Origin of the sequence: Nitrospira sp. MA-1 (genome assembly GCA_032139905.1) — a bacterium.
GTDB lineage: Bacteria > Nitrospirota > Nitrospiria > Nitrospirales > UBA8639 > Nitrospira_E.
This window is the reverse complement of sequence record JAQJDB010000005.1, coordinates 300,346-318,499: the sequence shown is the minus strand read 5'-3', so window position 1 is coordinate 318,499 and position 18,154 is coordinate 300,346. Positions and strand designations below refer to the sequence as shown.

15 protein-coding genes are annotated in these 18,154 nt (G+C 49.6%); 12 read left to right on the top strand and 3 right to left on the bottom strand.

From position 1 onward, the window contains the following. Window positions 1-12: 12 nt before the first annotated feature. The 11 genes from PJI16_05855 (at window position 13) to PJI16_05805 (ending at window position 11,914) form a co-directional block, all read left to right on the top strand. A complete protein-coding gene (locus tag PJI16_05855; GenBank protein ID MDT3777080.1) occupies window positions 13-969 on the top strand; it encodes an OmpA family protein in 957 nt (318 codons plus the stop codon). A gap of 158 nt (window positions 970-1,127) precedes the next feature. Next, window positions 1,128-2,798 (top strand): hypothetical protein, encoded by a 1,671-nt coding sequence (locus PJI16_05850; GenBank protein ID MDT3777079.1) that lies wholly within the window; start codon window positions 1,128-1,130, stop codon window positions 2,796-2,798. 153 nt (window positions 2,799-2,951) lie between these two features. Further along, window positions 2,952-3,848 carry a tol-pal system protein YbgF gene (gene ybgF / locus PJI16_05845; GenBank protein ID MDT3777078.1) on the top strand — a complete coding sequence of 299 codons (897 nt, stop codon included), beginning with the start codon at window positions 2,952-2,954 and terminating at the stop codon, window positions 3,846-3,848. Between the two features lie 58 nt (window positions 3,849-3,906). Next, complete coding sequence (gene mutL / locus PJI16_05840; protein ID MDT3777077.1) at window positions 3,907-5,700, top strand: DNA mismatch repair endonuclease MutL; 1,794 nt, start codon at window positions 3,907-3,909, stop codon at window positions 5,698-5,700. Between the two features lie 20 nt (window positions 5,701-5,720). Then, entirely contained in the window at window positions 5,721-6,746 is a 1,026-nt protein-coding gene (gene miaA, locus PJI16_05835; GenBank protein ID MDT3777076.1) for a tRNA (adenosine(37)-N6)-dimethylallyltransferase MiaA, read from the top strand. Between the two features lie 155 nt (window positions 6,747-6,901). Continuing rightward, window positions 6,902-7,822 carry an S-methyl-5'-thioadenosine phosphorylase gene (gene mtnP / locus PJI16_05830; protein MDT3777075.1) on the top strand — a complete coding sequence of 307 codons (921 nt, stop codon included), beginning with the start codon at window positions 6,902-6,904 and terminating at the stop codon, window positions 7,820-7,822. Between the two features lie 5 nt (window positions 7,823-7,827). Next, window positions 7,828-8,742, top strand: a complete 915-nt coding sequence (locus tag PJI16_05825) for a PfkB family carbohydrate kinase (protein ID MDT3777074.1) — start codon at window positions 7,828-7,830, stop codon at window positions 8,740-8,742. A 98-nt stretch (window positions 8,743-8,840) separates the two neighbouring features. Then, window positions 8,841-9,713, top strand: coding sequence for a DUF4115 domain-containing protein (locus PJI16_05820; GenBank protein MDT3777073.1), 873 nt, complete (start codon window positions 8,841-8,843; stop codon window positions 9,711-9,713). A gap of 417 nt (window positions 9,714-10,130) precedes the next feature. Next, window positions 10,131-10,592 carry a cytochrome c gene (locus PJI16_05815; protein MDT3777072.1) on the top strand — a complete coding sequence of 154 codons (462 nt, stop codon included), beginning with the start codon at window positions 10,131-10,133 and terminating at the stop codon, window positions 10,590-10,592. 201 nt (window positions 10,593-10,793) lie between these two features. Beyond that, window positions 10,794-10,997, top strand: coding sequence for a hypothetical protein (locus PJI16_05810; GenBank protein ID MDT3777071.1), 204 nt, complete (start codon window positions 10,794-10,796; stop codon window positions 10,995-10,997). Window positions 10,998-11,041: 44 nt separating this feature from the next. Beyond that, the gene (locus tag PJI16_05805; protein ID MDT3777070.1) at window positions 11,042-11,914 is read left to right on the top strand and encodes a HEAT repeat domain-containing protein; all 873 of its coding nucleotides are present in this window, start codon (window positions 11,042-11,044) and stop codon (window positions 11,912-11,914) included. Between the two features lie 207 nt (window positions 11,915-12,121). Here the strand turns inward: PJI16_05805 and PJI16_05800 are convergent, their stop codons facing one another. The 3 genes from PJI16_05800 to PJI16_05790 form a co-directional block, all read right to left on the bottom strand. Next, complete coding sequence (locus PJI16_05800; protein ID MDT3777069.1) at window positions 12,122-12,547, bottom strand: hypothetical protein; 426 nt, start codon at window positions 12,545-12,547, stop codon at window positions 12,122-12,124. Between the two features lie 260 nt (window positions 12,548-12,807). Continuing rightward, on the bottom strand, window positions 12,808-14,964 hold the full coding sequence (glgP, locus tag PJI16_05795; protein ID MDT3777068.1) for an alpha-glucan family phosphorylase: 2,157 nt from the start codon (window positions 14,962-14,964) through the stop codon (window positions 12,808-12,810). A 111-nt stretch (window positions 14,965-15,075) separates the two neighbouring features. After that, complete coding sequence (locus PJI16_05790) at window positions 15,076-15,975, bottom strand: hypothetical protein (protein MDT3777067.1); 900 nt, start codon at window positions 15,973-15,975, stop codon at window positions 15,076-15,078. Between the two features lie 164 nt (window positions 15,976-16,139). Between PJI16_05790 and PJI16_05785 the strand changes: the two genes are divergently transcribed. After that, on the top strand, window positions 16,140-18,152 hold the full coding sequence (locus tag PJI16_05785) for an ATP-dependent helicase (GenBank protein MDT3777066.1): 2,013 nt from the start codon (window positions 16,140-16,142) through the stop codon (window positions 18,150-18,152). Window positions 18,153-18,154 lie beyond the last annotated feature (2 nt).

Genomic DNA, 18,154 nt, shown 5'->3' with positions numbered 1-18,154 from the left:
AGGAGTCGTTTTATGCGCCCAGCCATTCGCGTGATTTCACTACTTGGCATTATCGGTCTTTCACTCGTCAGTATGTCGGGATGTGGGGAAAAACGAATCCACGTTTCCACCGCCTCCGGTTCCCCTGGCGAAGAGACTGAGACATCAGAATTAGACGGCGATTCAGCAAAGGTAGCAGGAACCTCAATTGATGAATCTTCCCTGGCAGGGCAAGGCGCTTCCACCGAGGAAGTTCGGGCAGATGCCGTTCACCCAATTGCTCCGGTTGACCCTCTCAATTTTGGCTACGACCCCAACCATATGGATCAATGGTTCAAGCAGAACTCTCAAGCGGGTATCGCTCCCGAGAAAGACTCTGAAATTGATACAAGTAGTAGTGCCGGTCCATTGACCCCATTTAATGATGGAAATGACATCTCAACTCAATCAAGTTCTTCAGGCATGAACGGTTCAGATCAAGACCAATCAGGGACGTCGCCCTTCACCTCCCAGACGGAATTCCAAAATGATCTCTCAAATCTGCCAAAAGACACGGAACCAATTCCAGAAACACTTCAAGTAGCGAAAGCTGAACCGTCAGAGATCATTCGAGAGCAGTTGGATAAAATTCAAGAGGAAGAATTGGCCACCATATCTGCTGGTTTAGAGGATGTCTTTTTTCAATTTGATAGTTGGGCTCTCACCGAGGAAGCTAAGGATTCTCTCGAACGGGACATGGCCTGGCTCACCAACGATTCCTCATCACTTTTAATTATTGAAGGACATTCCGATCAACGTGGGACGCAGGCCTATAACATGGTGCTTGGGAAAAAACGAGCCATGGCCGTTCGGGATTTTCTCTCTCAATTGGGTGTTGATCCTTCACGATTGACGGTCATTTCCTATGGGAAAGACAAGCCATTTTGCCAGGACACCACAGAGGTATGCTACCAATTGAACCGACGGGGACATTTGCTAGTTCAAAATTAGCAATCCTTCAATCGACTGGTTTTCGGAAAACATGGAGGAATAATTCCAGAGTGAATATAGGGCTGACCTTGCGAAATGTTTCAAGACAGTTGCCATCATCTTTCCCTCTCAAGTGGATAGTGGTATGTGGGGTCTCTAGTTTATTGGTTACAGGCTGCGTGGCCCAACAAGCTGACCTTGCCCGAATTCAAAAAGACTTAGAACTACAGATTGCTAAGATCAAGGATGAAAAAAAGGCCCTTGGCTTACAAGTTGATGAAACTAAGGCACAACTGATCAAGATGAATGAGGAAGCGCAAAAAACTCGCGGCAATCTGGCTTCTATTAATCAAAAAGCCACGCTCCTCCAAGAGAAGGATGTGGCGAGTTTATACGGAAAATTGGAAGAAACTGAAAAAAGTCTCCAAGATCTCAAAAAGGACTATACGAACCAAACAGACACATTAAAATCTGATGTCCAATCGATTCAATCAACGATTCAGGCACAGGGGGAAGACCTGCAAACGGTCAAAACCCACAATACGACCCTTGCCCAACAGGTTGATGAAAACAATCAGGCATTAACCACGAACATGGGCGAATTTCAGAATTCCCTTTCCCAATTTAAAGACACACTGACAAGCCTCGGAACAACAATTGGACAGGTCCAAACAGATTTATCAGGACAACGACAAGACCTCGGAGTCGTGCAATCTCGAACAGAAAAACTGTCCGGTTCGATACTACAGGTTCAGGGAGGAATAGAGAAATCGGGAGAGTTGCTCAGTGCCAGACTTGATGAACAATCAAGACAAGTCACTCAGTTGGAAAATCAGGTCACGATCCTTCAGGACAAACTTGCCGCCGACACCCAAGCCCTTCGGACCTATCTGGAACAGGATGTGAATGCAGCCATGGCCCAGCTAGTTGCCGAAATTAATACCCAGCAAGCCCCCAAGCTTGCGCAAATTGATTCCCTACAAAAAGACATGGAAGCCTTGGGGACACACGTACAAGCGGATGCTTCTCACGTACAAGATCTTTCCCAATCAGTTCTCAAGCTTCGGGAAGCCCAGGAAGTCATGGGGAGTTTACTTGGGAAACGCGGAGATGAAATTATTCAACAAGCGGGACGACTTTCGGAACGCATGAATACGGTTGAATCACACCAAACCGCATTGACCGAGCAACTCCAATCCAATACCCAAAAAACATCGGCTCATCTGGTCGAGGTAAATGCCAGCCTCAACTCCATTACCCAAGCTCTTGACCAAACCAGGCAATCACTCTCCAGCCGCCTGGCCAAACAAGAAGAGGCGGGACAAGTACTCAATCAGTCCGTTCAACAATTCCAACAGTTGAAACGAGACGTCCAGGACCAAAAACAACAGTTGCAGACGGTCAACCAGCTTGTAGATCAACTCAACCAGACGGCCGACCACATTGGGTCACGATTAAAAGATCTGGAAACCCATCAATCCGGGCTGGTGGGGAAAATCGACTCTGACACCCAGATGACCAATACCCACCTCCAAGAAGTCAACAGCGGAATCCAATCAGTCGCCCAAGCATTGGAAAATGTCAGTACAAAGCTGAATGCTCGTATTGAAAACCAAGAACAGCGGCTGAATCGGGCCATGACCTCTTTCCAACAGGTCCAAGGGACTGCCGATACCTCGCAAACCAATCTGACCCACCTCAATCAGTTAACAGAAACCGTCAATAAATTGCGTGATGTGATTAATACCATTGGAACCAAATTAGGTGAGCGAGTGGACCAGCATGAGGATCGACTGGGTCAATTGGCCCAGAGGGTAAATCGCCTGCAAAGCCCCAAACCGCAAAAATAGGCTTCACCATTACTTAATATTCTCAAGGAAAGGCCGAGTATATCTCTATACCGTCATATGCCCCCTTTGTCTTAACGCCCTGGCAATTGATAAGATACCAGTTGAAGGTTAATTAGGTTCCACCACATCTTTTGTAGCCGAGGCCGGTATTTCATGACTCACACATTTTCCAAAACGGCCATTTTAATAGGGTTATCCCTCACGGGCGGATGGGGTTGCGCAACAGAGCCCAATCTAACTGACATCCAAAAACAGGTCCAAACACTCATGGTTCAACAGGAAGCGTCCCACAAGCAGGAAAAACAAATAATCGACCGAATGGAAACGGTTGAATCGCAATTGGATGAACATGATTTCTTAGTGGGAGAGCTCATTAAAACGGAGGAAGAGGCCAGCCTGGATACTCGCCACCTTTTAGAAAAGCTGGAACGGACCAGTGCTCTGCTCCGAGAACAAATTGAACAAACCCGTTCCACCACTCAACGCCGTGACCAAGACCTGTCCATTCGGGTAAAGGCTCTGGAAAGCCGCATAGACAACGTAATTCATCAACCTCGATCTGTATCGGAATCCCCGGAATCCACGACTCCTAACCCTGCAAACCCTGCGTCAAATCCGAAGGAAGCCCAGACGGGATTACCTGCATCCCCTGAAGAGCGTGCGGGGGCGGAAAATGAGGCGTCGGCTTTTCGGTCAGCCTATAAGGTTTTTCTCAACGGAAATTATGACCGGGCCTCGGTAGAATTCAAACGATTTGTCACAAATTATCCGTCGACCACCTTAACCCCTCAAGCCTATTACTACCTTGGGGAAACGTTCTACGTGCAAAAACACTATGACGCTGCCAAGCAGGCCCTGGAACAAGTCATCAGCCGCTATCCTAGCAGCAAATACCGGAGCCACGCGTTATATAAGCTCGGACAAATAATGCTTGAGATCGACCAACGATCAAAAGCTCAGGAACTGTGGAACTCTATCATCCAGGATTACCCCGATTCACCAGAATCCACCCAAGCGAAAGAGCAATTAAAAAAATCCGGGCTGTCTTGATCCTCTGCAAGCCTTCGCAATCTATTTTTCACACTCAATACCTTGTGCTTTGAATCCCATGTCTTCGACCGTAACTGGAAAAGTTCACATTCTTCCAGATAGCGTGTCGTGTCGTATTGCCGCAGGAGAAGTGGTTGAACGACCCGCCTCCGTGGTGAAAGAACTTATCGATAACAGTCTGGATGCCGGCAGCACGTTGATCACCGTTGAGGTTGAAGAAGGTGGTCGACGGGTCATTCGCGTCATGGATAATGGGGCAGGAATGACGCGAACGGATGCTCAACTGGCCTGTCAACGCTTTGCAACAAGCAAACTCCGATCCGAAGAAGATCTCTTGACACTCCTGACAATGGGTTTCCGAGGAGAAGCCCTTCCCAGCATCGCCTCCGTTTCCCGTTTTTCCTTAAAGACGGTTTCCCCCGAAAGCCCCCTTGGTACGGAGACCCAGTCAATGGGGGGAGTAGCATGGGAGGTTTGGGACTATACCGGCCCGCTGGGGACTCAAGTGGAGGTACGTGATCTTTTCTTTAATACTCCAGGGCGGCTGAAATTTCTCAAGACTGTTCCCACCGAATTTTCTAAAATTTGTTATGTCGTCCAACAGGCGGCAGCCATGCACCCAGGGATCCACTTTCGATTACGCCACCAGAATCATACGGTGCTGGAGTATCCTGCTGTATCCTCACTGCAAGACCGATTATTACAGATCTACGGACCGGACTTCCTTGAACGCTTTCTCCCCGTCACCTATAACGCCGGTTCATTTCAACTCACAGGGTTTACTGTCAGTCCTCACCATGCACGAACGTCTCGTGCGCCACAGGAAATTTTTGTTAATGGCCGCCCTATAAAAAATACGACTATTTCCCATGCTGTGCATGAAGCCTACGGATCCTTTTTACCAAAAGGGAAACACCCACAATATATCGTATTTATCCATCTTGATCCCCAGTCAATCGATATCAATGTCCACCCGACTAAACGGGAGGTTCGCTTCTCCCATCCAGAGTTCGTACATATGGGGGTTCTCCGTGGCATTAAAGCTCTCTTTTTCTCGCAACCCTCACCCGACATCATATCCAATGAGCACAAGGAAGCCCCTGACCCAGTTACTCCTCATTTACCCAGAACAACACCAGGATCAATGAACGTCGCGCCGGCTTCATTCCAGCATGGGTCCGAATTCCCTCGTAGGGGCACCAATCGACCTTACCCTCTTTCTCTTTTTGTCCAGGAGCCGCCATCGGTCTATGGGACTAGGGAGCAGCCATGTGAGGTGCATTCTCTCGGGCAAATTCATCACACCTATCTTCTTGGTCAAATCGATCAGGATTTATTCATTGTCGACCAACACACGGCCCATGAACGAGTACGCTTTGAGAGACTGCTTCGGTCATGGAAGAAAAAAGAAATTCTCCAACAAAGCTTGCTCATCCCTGAGCCGGTTGAACTTCTTCCCCACCAGGGAGAGTTATTGGAAGAATGGCTACCTTTTCTGGCTCAAGCAGGATTGGATGTGGAACGATTTGGAACCACGTCTTATGTTGTGCGAGCCATTCCAGCCATGTTAGGAAATATATCAGTTGGTTCCCTGATCCTGGAATTATTGGATGAACTCTCGGAGTGGCAATCCACAGATGCGCTGGACAACACGATTAAACCCATTCTGGCCACAATGGCCTGTCAAAGTGCCGTGCAAGCCGGACGCCCCATGACCCAGGCGGAAATCACCATCCTTTTACAGGACTGGGCACAAGAAAGCTTTCCGATGACCTGTCCTCATGGGAGGCGAGTGGCCATTAAACATTCGTTGGAAGAATTGCACACAATATTTGCCCGCCCATTGAAATAAGGCTCATTCGCTGATTGTTCATGAAACAGGCCGACATTATCACAGCATGGAAACCCATCGTCGCTATTGTGGGACCAACCGCAATCGGGAAAAGCCGCATCGGGATTGAAGTCGCCAAAATTCTCCACACGGAAATTTTAACCGCAGACTCCCGACAGGTCTATCGTGGAATGGACATTGGTACCGATAAACCCTCATTAGCAGAACAGCAAAATATTCCTCATCGCTTAATTGATCTCGTCGATCCAGGTCAATCCTTTAACGCGGGCGACTTCCGGCTTCACGCGACCCAAGACATTGCCCGCCTGCACCGCCTAGGTCTCCTGCCCCTTGTCATCGGAGGCACCGGACTCTATATTCGGGCCCTCTTACGTGGTCTTTGCCCAGGTCCACCCGCCAATTGGATTATTCGGAGTGAATTAGCCCAAGAAGCCAAAGCTCAGGGACCGGCTTTTCTTTATAAAAAGCTTCAACAGGTGGACCCCGAACTCGCACAACGGCTACATCCCAATGACCAGCCGAAGGTCCAACGCGCCCTTGAAGTGTATCGCATTCTCGGGACACCGCTATCGGTCATTCAGCAGCAACACCGGTTTGACGACGCTCCATATCCATATTTATTGATCGGGCTCACCATGGAACGCCAGACCCTGTATCAGCGAATAGAAACACGCGTTGATTGGGAAATTCAGAAGGGACTTGTGGAAGAAACGCAATCCCTCATGAATCAAGGATTTTCTCGAGAGCTGGGCTCCATGAAAGGGCTCGGCTATCGACAGTTTTCAGGATACTTAGCCGGTGACTATTCTTATGAAGAAGCTGTGCGATTATTAAAACGGGATACCCGTCACTTCGCCAAACGACAGATGACGTGGTTTCAGAAGGAACCCGGCATCCTGTGGATCACATTGGAAGGGTCAGACATTCCACACCGGGCGGCCACCAAAATCGTGGATCATATCAATCAGTTTCTCTATACCTTTGCACGGTTACCATTTCCTGCGGAACCAACGCCCGATTTAAAATCCATCCAATCGTCAGGTTAACCATACAGGGCAGTTCATGATACAATGCGGAAAACTTCACTCTTTTGGGACAGAAAAACTCCTCACTAGTTCGACCTCCAATCAGCATACAACTGAAACCACATGCCCTTCCCTTTTGATCAGAGAGACCTACTCACATGGCGGAGAACGAGTGAATGAATATTAAGCGCCCATCCTCTCCTACCCAACGAGCTCAAATCGGGATAATTGGAGGCAGCGGACTCTATGAAATGGACGGATTCACCAACCTCAAAGAAGTCCGGATGGCAACCCCGTTTGGGAAACCTTCGGACGCCATAATTCTGGGAACCTTTCATGGCATACGCGTCGCCTTTTTGGCTCGCCACGGTCGAGGACACCGCACTCTCCCTTCCGCCATAAATTATCGCGCGAATATTCATGCCCTAAAAGCCCTTGGTGTGACGCGGGTATTTTCCATCAGTGCGGTGGGAAGCATGAAGGAATCCATTCGACCGGGGGATTTTGTTCTGCCTGATCAATTCATTGACCGAACCACTCAACGTGACAATACGTTTTTCGACCAGGGCATCGTCGCCCATGTCGCCTTCGCTGATCCCCTGTGTGGGACCTTATCGAATGTGCTAGAAAAGGCCAGCGAAGGAGTCTCCGTGACGGTGCACCGTCCTGGTACGTACCTCTGCATTGAAGGGCCACAATTCTCCAGTCGGGCGGAATCTTTTCTCTACCGGCAATGGGGTGTGGATGTTATTGGTATGACAAATATTCCGGAAGCCAAATTGGCTCGTGAAGCCGAACTGTGCTATGCCACCCTTGCGCTGGTCACGGATTATGATTGCTGGCATGAGACAGAAGAAGCCGTGTCCGTTGGAGCCATCTTATCCATCATGCATCAAAATGTCGAAACCGCAAAACTCGTCCTTCGGCAGGCACTCGATCTCGCAAAAGACCTAGGGCCTTGCTCGTGTCAGACCGCATTAGAACACGCCGTCATCACCCCGCTTAAACAAATGAGTCCGACCTTGAAAAAGCGGTATCAGCTTCTATTACGGCGTCATTTACTATCGACCACCTTACACTCCAAGAAAAGGTCCTAATCATTATGGGTAATTTATTAGTAGTAGGATCCGTCGCCTTTGATTCTGTACGAACGCCTTTTGGTGAAGCCTCGGATGTGCTGGGAGGATCCGCCACGTATTTTTCCACTTCGGCCAGTTTTTTCACGGACGTGAATCTGATTGCCGTCGTTGGCGAAGACTTCCCAAAGGAACATCTCGATTTCCTGCGTAGTCGAGGCATCAATCTGGACGGATTAGAACAACGACCCGGAAAAACCTTTCGCTGGCGAGGAGAATATTCCTATCAACTCAACGAAGCTCAAACCCTGGAAACACACCTCAATGTTCTAGAAACGTTCCGGCCGAAAATTCCGGCCAGCTATACCACGCCATCCGCCTTGTTTCTGGGTAACATTGATCCAGAATTACAACTGGATGTCCTGAATCAAGTGAAGCGGCCATCAATCGTGGCCTGCGACACCATGAACTTTTGGATTGAGGGGAAAAGGGAAGCGTTATGGAAAGTCCTCGAACATATCGATATCCTCGTTATTAATGACGGGGAAGCCCGTGCTTTGGGCGATGACGCAAACCTCGTACAAGTGGCGAAACGGATCTTATCGCGTGGACCCAAAACCCTCATTATTAAACGCGGAGAATATGGGGTCTTGATGTTTCATCAGCAGGAAATTTTTGGGGCTCCAGCCTATCCACTGGAAGCGGTCAAAGATCCAACCGGCGCCGGCGACACCTTTGCCGGCGGCTTCATGGGGTACCTTTCTGCTACGGAAAATTACTCGCAAGCCGGGCTTCGACAGGCCATCATTTTTGGAAGCGTCATGGCCTCATTTAATGTGGAGGAATTCAGTCTGGACCGCCTCAGGCATCTAACCCGTGAAGACATTGATAAACGATTTTCTTCCTTTAAACATTTAACGCATTTTGAAGATTTGTCATAGACCTGAAGACTTCGGTATGCACACCATTTACATGATGTGTGCCTTCACATCACAATCCAATGAATACAGGAAAGGCTTATCTCATTCAGGATAACGCCATGGAAACTCTTGGTGGATTATTCCGACAGACCCGGGAACGACAACGTTTATCGTTGGAACAGATCGCTTCCAAAACTCGCATTCAACAGCGCCATCTTCAAGCAATTGAGGAAGAGGACTTCGCAAGCCTACCGGCCAAAGTATTCGTCAAAGGGTTCGTACGGTCGTATGCCCGTTCGTTGGGTCTAGATGAAGATAATGCCCTTCAGCTATTCCTAACCACCTCCAGCGATTTCTATGATCGCACCCAAGAGGAGCAGCAACACATCCAGGTCACATTGCAAGCAGCCCATCGCAAGCGATTCAATTGGAACCTTGTTGTCATTCTTTTTCTGGCCATCGGTGGAGTCCTCTTTTATCTCCTACCCTGGCAGCAGGAAACCGTTCCACTCCAACCTGAATCCGAAACTCCTGAACCAATCAGTGGAATGCAGAATAAAGAAATACTCGATCCCACCCCCCATATTGAAGAGTTACCCGACATCGTTTCATCGGAATCCCCCGTCGACACCGAGATCCAGCTCACTTCTCCTCCCCCACCTGATATCATACCTTCACAGCTACCCCCTGAACCTCGACCGGTACCGACCTTGCCTGTTTCCCCTGTTCCCGAAAAGGCCACCGGGATCGATGGAACGCTGGTCCTAGAAATCGAAGCCACACAACTGACCTGGGTGGTGGTGCAGTCGGACGATCAGGCCCCGCATGAAGCCTTATTACAACCTGGACAAAAAAGCACCTGGAAGGCGGATAAACAATACTTGCTCACGTTAGGGAATGCGGCCGGTGTGATCGTCCGCCTTAATGGAGAATTACAAGGTCCATTTGGCAAGCCAGGTCAGGTAGTCCGGGACATTCATTTGAAGCCCTGACGTCACAACACGACGGACTATAGCCCCACACAATCGTCCATCCTCCCGCCCTTCAAAATTTTCATAAATTATGATGCACCATACCTATTTGAACAAAGCTTGAAAAGCCTTAGGCCTGCCCATCCCCTTCCACACCCCCTTCTCAAAATCTCCAGTGAAAGCAGCCCACTTAGCCCACATTGGAAAAATTCTACAGGACACAACATCAACTCTTTTTCAACTTCTTGACAGGCTAAAAAACTCATTGATATGATGAAAAAGTTTGAGTGGGTTAAGGGTGTCCTTTTGAATGTGATTTAGTTTAAGGCTCTGCTCAAACAACACAAATTCAAAAAGAGGAAAAAAAGGGGAAGCGATAATGCCATCCCCATGTTTTTTTACGGTCTCATCAACTCTGTTTAACCTTAGGAGGCTTACATGACGTTTTCGATGAAAGTGCTTGGAACTTTAACCGCCGCCATGTTTTTGACCACTGGTTTAGCCATTGCCGGACCAGAGAAAGATCCAATTCCTTCCCGGGTTCCGGCTGATCAACGCTCTGCAGCCAAAAAAGACAAAACAGACTTATATTCCAAGGCCGAAGATGCTTCGCCTGAAATCGTGGCGGAAGGCAAAGCCTTGTATGAGGGAAAAGGGACATGCATTAATTGCCACGGCAAAGAAGGCAATGGCCAAGGGCCGGCAGGAGCCGTCTTGACCCCAGGGCCTCGTGACTTCACCAATTGCAAATTTCACAAGAAACGGAAAGATGGCGAACTCATGTGGGTCATCAAGAACGGTAGCCCTGGCACAGGCATGGTGCCTTTAGTCCCAGCCACCATCAGCGAAGAAGAAGCCTGGAAGGTCATTGCATACGAAAGAAGCTTCTGCAAAGATTAATTGATATTTCCTATTTGTACGAAAAACCCCCGCTGAGCTTAGCTCAGCGGGGGTTTTTTATGAAAAACACCTTAGTCCCTGCCAAGTATAGCGTTTCCCCGTTGACACAATTCAAATTCCTTGACTAGACTCAACCAGGTAGAAGGCCACCCAAATCACTTTTCGTCAATAAAATTTCTAGAGTAAGGAGAGCATGTTCATATGGCCAAACGACGATCACTTCAGGAAGACGCAACGTCTCTAAAAACCAAGGTCACGAAATCCCTAGCCAGTAGCGACAATCCTGAGGGAGATTCAACCATCCGATCATTACGAAAACGTTTACGAAGAGTGCAACGGAAGGTCCGAACAGCCAAACGGCGCGAGGAACAGCGGAAATCAAAGAAAGTCGTGGCAGAGGCCTAAGGTTCTGCAGATTGACCCTGAAGAGAATTTGGAGGAATTGAGGCATGCGGGACGACCAAAAAAATATGGATGATGCGTTTTCAGATAAAACGGAGGAGTTTGTATCGTTGGAAGGCAAGACAACCCTGCCTGAAGACGAGCTAGTGGATGAAGTCTCAGAAGCTATCACGGCGGACGCAGATGAAGAAACCACAGACATCGTTGCCTCTGCTGAGGAAACCGAAGAAGAAACAGAACAAGAAGAAGAGTTGGTCGAAGAACAGGTCAAAGATGAAATCGATATTCAGATCGATCTTTTGAACGATCCAGAATGGGTCGTCCGACGCGAAGCAGTGACTACCCTGGGCGAAATGGGTGATGAACGCTGCATCGAACCTCTGGTTCGATGCCTTCGAGATGGAGATTGGCAGGTTCGAGACGCCGCAGTTGAAGCCATTGCCATGATTGGTTCACCGGCCGTGGACCTTCTGCTCCGCTATATACGAGACTACGATGCCCGGAAATCAGTGATTAAAGCGTTGGGGAAAATTAACGATGAACGAGTCCTTGATCCGTTAATTTCGATGCTCCACAATGATGAGTTTAAGGACGATGCGACTTGGGCGCTCGCAGAACTTGGACAACCGGCTGTTGGACGATTACTCGAATGCCTGAAGAATCAAGATGAAGTTATTAGGAAACAGGCCATTCTGGCTCTAGGAGAGATCAGGGATTCCAGTAGTGTTGATTTATTAATGGAAGGATTGCAAGACCCTGACTGGTTCATCCGGCTTTCGTCAGCAGCCGCGCTAGAAAAAATCGGAGATCCTCGTGGCCGAGAGGCGATTAAACTTTTAGCCAAAGACCCCGACTTGGTGGTTCGCTTACGAATCGAACACATGTTGGCAGAATGGAAAAAGCAGGCCGTTACGGCTTAAGCCTGACTTTCCAGTCCTTATTGTGAACATACCAGCCCCCTCCATCGCCTGGACGATGGAGGGGGCTTTTTATGAGGAAAACCCACCCTGTTTCTTAAATTCCATTTAAGGTTCCCATCAAGTAATAACCTGGAATTAAATAATTCTGACAAGATGGGACGAGAAAAAACAAGGAACGCAACTGGCAGTTGCTATAGGTAGGTTTCGTCAAGGCATAACAGATTGCATCTCCTGACGAAGATCATCCAACGAATGAGGAGGAAGACTATGCCCTTGAGCCAGACTTTGTTGAGCCTCTCGAATTTTCTGTTTAACAATTTTGATTTTTTGAGCCATGGGGCCTTGAGGGTCCAACTCAACCGCTTGATCTAAATGGTGAAGTGCACGTTCGAACTCAACTGAAGCTTCTTTGAATTGATGATCCAAGAGATACGCTCGGCCTTCCAAAAAGCCGTCTTTTGCCGCCAACATTTGTCGCTGCAAATGGGTCTTCTGATCAAATCCAATCGTGTTCTCCAATACCTGTCCCGACAAATCACGCAATCGTTGCTTCACCTCATCCGGTTTTTGCCCCGTGTAATAGCCCAATCCAAATACAATACCCAGCAGAATCAATATCCGTAAAACTTTCATAGTGGACCCCGCCGGCTCAGAATGATTCTCGCTCGTTGTTGAATGGACCTCAAACCTATTTCACTCCATAAATTAGACTGGAAGAAAAAATCATATCGATCGACGAGATAACGATGAGAAAGGGAATGGTGCACCATACGTAAGCGGATGGTATCACTGCATTGCAGAAGGTACAACTGTGATACGGGTGTCCATGAACTTCTGCGCAACAAATCGCCTATCACGCATCAGACACAAATTTTCAGACCACGATGAGAGATTCAGGCCAGTTTTTCGTCTCGTGCATTCCCTGCCTCGGAAAACAGCGGGGTATACGCACGCTTCACGTATTCTTTGAGCATGCGGCGAGCACTGAACCGTGGAGCCGATGTCCGAATTGAGTTTTTAACAACAGTGCACCACCCATGTGGAATGCCATCAACACCACGGTCGTAAAACAACGGGATTACATCGTTTTCAAGTAGGGTGTAGAGGCCGACCATATCCAGGTCATCCTGGGCCCAATCGCCAAGTGGCGATTCAGGGAGAGGCACTGCCCAGCCGTTACTGCCATCATAGCCTTCTTTCCACCACCCATCTAACACGCTCAAATTGGGCACGCCATTTAAAGCGGCTTTCTGGCCGCTTGTCCCGCTCGCCTCTAACGGCGGGCGAGGATTATTGAGCCAGACATCGACCCCTTGCACCAAAAATTTTGCCACATGCATGTCGTAATCTTCGACAAACGCAATTTGGCCGCCCAGATGATGCGCTTTGGCAAATTGATAAATACGATGGATGAGTTCGCGCCCTGCCTGGTCGGCCGGATGAGATTTTCCGGCGAAAACAATTTGAACAGGCCGCCACGGATTCAACAGAATCTGTTTCAGCCGCTCCAGGTCTGAAAACAACAGCGTGGCCCGTTTGTAGGTCGCAAACCGTCGCGCAAATCCCAGAGTCAACGCATGCGGCTCAAGAAACGCCCCGCTCGCCAACACCTGGATAGGCTCCATCGTCCCATCCATCCATCCCATCCTGGCGCGCTGACGGATAAAGCTCATCAGCTTTCGTTTCAGAAATTTCCGGACCTCCCATATCTCCTCATCCGGCACCTCCTTCATCCTCTGCCACATGTTGGGGTCGTCACACCGTTCCCGCCAGTCAGATCCCAGATATTTTTGATACAACACATCCATTTCCTGAGCAATCCACGTGGGAACATGCACCCCGTTGGTGACGCTGTGGATGGGCACCTCCTGCAGCGGCCGTTCCGGCCACAGAATGTGAAACATTTTTTTTGAGACCAATTCATGTTCCTTGCTCACGCCATTAATGAATGAGGCTAGACGAATAGGCAATGTGGTCATATGGAATTGATCAGGTGATAATTCCGGATGACGACCCAACGCCATAAAACTTTCCTGTGTGAGGCCTAACTCTTCCCACCACCAATGACAATGTTCGCGAATGAGGTCCCCCGAAAAGACATCGTGCCCGGCAGGGACAGGCGTGTGGGTTGTGAAAACGGTACTCTGACGGATCTGATCGGCCGCCTCCGACCAGGACAGCCCTTGTTGAAGTAGTTCCCGCATCCGTTCAACCAGAAAAAAAGCCGGATGTCCTTCATTGGCATGCCACACATTGGGATCATGGCCCACCGCACGAAGAGCCCGTACACCGCCGATGCCCAACAACAACTCCTGACAAAGCCGTGTGCGATGATCCCCTCCATAAAGCCGAGCAGTCAGATGACGGTCCTCTGGTGAATTTTCCGGTGTATCTGTATCCAAAAGATAAAGCGAAACCCGGCCCACTTGGATTTGCCAGATCACACACGCGACCATTCGGGTACCCAGTTGGACTTGAATCTTTGCCAAATCCCCGGCCGGTGTCCGCGCCAACTCAATCGGCATCATCATCGGATCGACGGAATCATACACCGCTTCCTGCCAACCGTTGGTATCCACAACCTGCCGAAAATAGGCCTGGCTATACATAAACCCGACAGCCACCAACGGAACTCCCAGATCACTGGCCTCTTTGAGATGGTCACCAGCCAGAATCCCTAGTCCCCCGCTATACAGGGGAACCGAACGATGCAATCCAAATTCTGCCGAAAAATAGGCAATGGTGCGATCCTGCCACTGGGGATACGTTCGTCCAAACCAGTGGTCCTTGGTCTCCATATAAGCATGAAACGCCTTCATCGCCTCGCGATACAGGGAAAGAAACACCACATCTTGCCCGAGAACATCCAACCGATCAGGGGCAATCTTCTGCAACTGTTTAATAGGATCGTGATACGTCAGGCGCCAGAGCGTGGGATCAATATAAGAAAATACAGCCCGGCCTTCAGGAGACCAACTCCACCAGACATTATGAGCTAACTCAGAAAGGTTGCGAAATTCTTCCGTCAACAAACGAGTTGATTGATTCATAGGGTACACTCACAAAAAGATGACATCATCCAATGGTGAAGGATCTTCACCAACCATGAACACATGTTGAAGTGGTAAAAGAGAACACTCAGAAGAGTCAGTTAGAAAGGGTTAGGCATTCCCAACAGGTTGATTTGGATTCGTCTCCGATTGCGCCAAGGAAGCCACAACCGCAAACCGCTCGCCCACGATCCGGGTCGCCCGATTCATGTGCTTGGCCAATTCCTTGGCCTCATCCTCTGGAAGGTCGCGGCGAAACTGTGGATGGAGCCCCCACCAGGATTCAACTTCTTCCCCCTGTGCGCGAGACACCACGCTGATCAATTTAATCAGGTTCTTGCCAGCCGTATCCGTGGCACCTGATTTCGTTGAAGAACTGCCTTCTTGAGCCGCCGCCGATGAACCGGCCCCTTCCTTCGCCGCCGGGGGAGCCGCAGACGTTGCCGGTTCTACTTTGGGTTGAGTCGCATCTTCGAATAAGCTTTTCAGAGCCGGCACGACCGCGCTTCCACATAAAAATGCCGCAGCGGTAATTTCCTGTTTGCCCGGGGCTCCGGCTTTTGAGGCAATTCGTTCCGAAAAAAACTGGAAATATTGATCCCGCTCTTTGGATTGGTCTGTGACGACAAACTTAAATTTTTCATAGGTTTTCCGACTATCGGCTACCACCTGCCCAACAGACAGCGTCACCTCCATATCGTCCACTTCACTCGAACTCAAAGAGGGGGCCAGGACGGTTTTTAATTGGTGGGCCACGGAATCTTCCAAACTATTCATAAATTCCTTCTGGGCCTGAATCGGAATATAAAACCCAGACAGTCGATCCACAAGATTAAACAGCATGCGCAGGAATTCTAAATAAATCTCCCACTCCTGCTTCCGCTGCAGCTTCATGGCTAGCTTTTGGTCGGACCGCTTGATCAGACCGACCGATTCCCGAGCCACGCTCATCATCGTATGAGCCAGGTCCTTCAGCACATTCTCGTAATTTTCCGCAGATTGTTTGGCCATGTTTAACTCCCTAATTGAGTAAAGTATAACTGAGGATAGAAGACCTGTCCAAGCCTAATATCATTCGCGTTGCAACCCACCACCACGTATGCTATACACGGCCAAATATCTTCGTAAGACGAAACTCGGGTTCTTATCTCCCGTCAAAACCTGCCCATGGATTCATGGATTCCACTACGCCACCATCCAAAGTTTATGTCCTGAAACGCCCACTGGAGGAGTCTACTCCACCAAAATTATCGCGTAATTACGCGGAAGAATTAAATCCCCAACAACTCGCCGCAGTGGAAGCCGTGGAAGGTCCAGCCCTCGTCATTGCGGGCGCCGGCAGCGGAAAAACACGCACCCTGGTGTACCGGGTCGCCAGACTCATCGACCTGGGCATTGTACCCAGCTCCATATTACTCCTGACCTTTACCCGAAAAGCCTCACAGGAAATGCTCAGCCGGGTCGGACTCCTCATCGGACTCCGCGCCCAGCAAGTCGGCGGTGGGACCTTCCACTCCATGGCCAATATCCTCCTTCGACGATATGGCCGTCCCGTCGGCCTGGAACCGGGGTTTACGATACTCGATCGTGGAGATTCTGAAGATCTCCTGAGCCTCCTCCGTGGCCAATTGGGGCTGAATGATACCGGCAAACGGTTCCCGCGCAAACATACCCTATCCGAAATATTCGGCAAAACGGCCAACACACTGGAAAGCCTGGAAAACATTGTCATCAACGAATACAGCCACTTCGGGGAGTATCTGGGAGAACTCCAGAAACTCCAGGCCGCCTATGAGGCCGCCAAGCGCCAACGGCAACTCGTGGATTACGACGACCTCCTGGTCAAACTCCTTGAACTTCTGGTCATCGACCAACCGACCAGAGAAACCATCAGTCAGATCTTTCGCTATATTTTGGTGGATGAATATCAAGACACCAATCGCCTGCAAGCCTCATTGGTCCGCAATCTGGCGGCCACCCATGACAATGTCATGGTGGTGGGCGACGATTCGCAATCTATCTACGCCTTTCGCGGCGCCACCTTCCGCAATATTATGGAATTTCCCGACCTCTTCCCTGGGGCCGTCATTTACAAATTGGAGGAAAACTACCGGAGCACGCAACCGATTCTCCGACTGGCCAACAAACTCATCGAAGCAGCGCCGGAAAAATACAGTAAAACGCTGTTTACGCGGAAGGAGGAAGGACCATTACCCACCGTCGTAGAGGCGATGGGGGAAAATGCCCAATCGCGATTCATCGCTCAAAAAATTCTGGAATTAAGGGAAGAAGGTATCCCCTTACATGAGATCGCAGTGCTGTTTCGATCCAGCTTTCATGCCTTTGACCTCGAATTGGAACTCACCCGCCGAAACCTCCCATTCATAAAACGAGGCGGGTTCAAATTCATCGAAACGGCGCATGTCAAAGACCTCATGGCCCATTTGCGGATCATTCACAATCCGTTGGACACCGTTAGTTGGAACCGGCTCCTCTTGCTCCTCGAAGGGGTCGGCCCCAAAAAAGCCAAAGACCTGATCGCGTCCATCCTCCAAGCCCATGGCCAGTATGAGGTCTTGAAGCACAGCACCGGCCGCTCCGCCTCGGGATTGCGCCAACTGGCCGCCACACTGGATCAGGTCACGGAAGATCCCCTCACCCCCGCCGCGCTGCTCGGGGAAATGATGGAATACTATGTTCCTCTCCTCAAAGACCAGTATGACGATTACCCCAAGCGGATTCGGGACCTGGAACATTTATCCGTCATGGCGGAACGATACGAAAGTCTCAACGACTTCCTGGCCGATCTCACACTTGAGCCCCCGAATGAAAGTGTGGTGGACGTGGATGCCCCCGATCGGGACGATGAGCGGTTGATTCTTTCCACCATTCACTCGGCAAAGGGCTTAGAGTGGCAATGCGTCTTTGTCATCTGGCTGGTGGACGGACGGTTTCCCTCCGCCTACTCCTTCATGGGTCCCGAAGAACTGGAAGAAGAGCGCCGGCTGCTCTACGTCGCGGTCACCAGAGCCAAACACCACCTCTTCCTCACCTACCCCATCAATGTGTACGATAAAATGACCGGATCGGTCCTCACGAAACCCTCACGGTATCTGGATCACATCCCGCCATCCTATTTCGACACTTGGAGTTTAGTTGAAGAAGATCAAACCTATTCCTGGAGGTAAAA

Bases quoted from the DNA above. Each gene is read 5' to 3' on its own strand.
- mutL (MDT3777077.1), top strand. From the start codon at position 3,907: ATGTCTTCGACCGTAACTGGAAAAGTTCACATTCTTCCAGATAGCGTG.
- PJI16_05820 (MDT3777073.1), top strand. From the start codon at position 8,841: ATGGAAACTCTTGGTGGATTATTCCGACAGACCCGGGAACGACAACGT.
- PJI16_05855 (MDT3777080.1), top strand. From the start codon at position 13: ATGCGCCCAGCCATTCGCGTGATTTCACTACTTGGCATTATCGGTCTT.
- PJI16_05785 (MDT3777066.1), top strand. From the start codon at position 16,140: ATGGATTCCACTACGCCACCATCCAAAGTTTATGTCCTGAAACGCCCA.
- glgP (MDT3777068.1), bottom strand. From the start codon at position 14,964: ATGAATCAATCAACTCGTTTGTTGACGGAAGAATTTCGCAACCTTTCT.
- ybgF (MDT3777078.1), top strand. From the start codon at position 2,952: ATGACTCACACATTTTCCAAAACGGCCATTTTAATAGGGTTATCCCTC.
- miaA (MDT3777076.1), top strand. From the start codon at position 5,721: ATGAAACAGGCCGACATTATCACAGCATGGAAACCCATCGTCGCTATT.
- mtnP (MDT3777075.1), top strand. From the start codon at position 6,902: ATGAATATTAAGCGCCCATCCTCTCCTACCCAACGAGCTCAAATCGGG.
- PJI16_05790 (MDT3777067.1), bottom strand. From the start codon at position 15,975: ATGGCCAAACAATCTGCGGAAAATTACGAGAATGTGCTGAAGGACCTG.
- PJI16_05805 (MDT3777070.1), top strand. From the start codon at position 11,042: ATGCGGGACGACCAAAAAAATATGGATGATGCGTTTTCAGATAAAACG.
- PJI16_05815 (MDT3777072.1), top strand. From the start codon at position 10,131: ATGACGTTTTCGATGAAAGTGCTTGGAACTTTAACCGCCGCCATGTTT.
- PJI16_05825 (MDT3777074.1), top strand. From the start codon at position 7,828: ATGGGTAATTTATTAGTAGTAGGATCCGTCGCCTTTGATTCTGTACGA.
- PJI16_05800 (MDT3777069.1), bottom strand. From the start codon at position 12,547: ATGAAAGTTTTACGGATATTGATTCTGCTGGGTATTGTATTTGGATTG.
- PJI16_05810 (MDT3777071.1), top strand. From the start codon at position 10,794: ATGGCCAAACGACGATCACTTCAGGAAGACGCAACGTCTCTAAAAACC.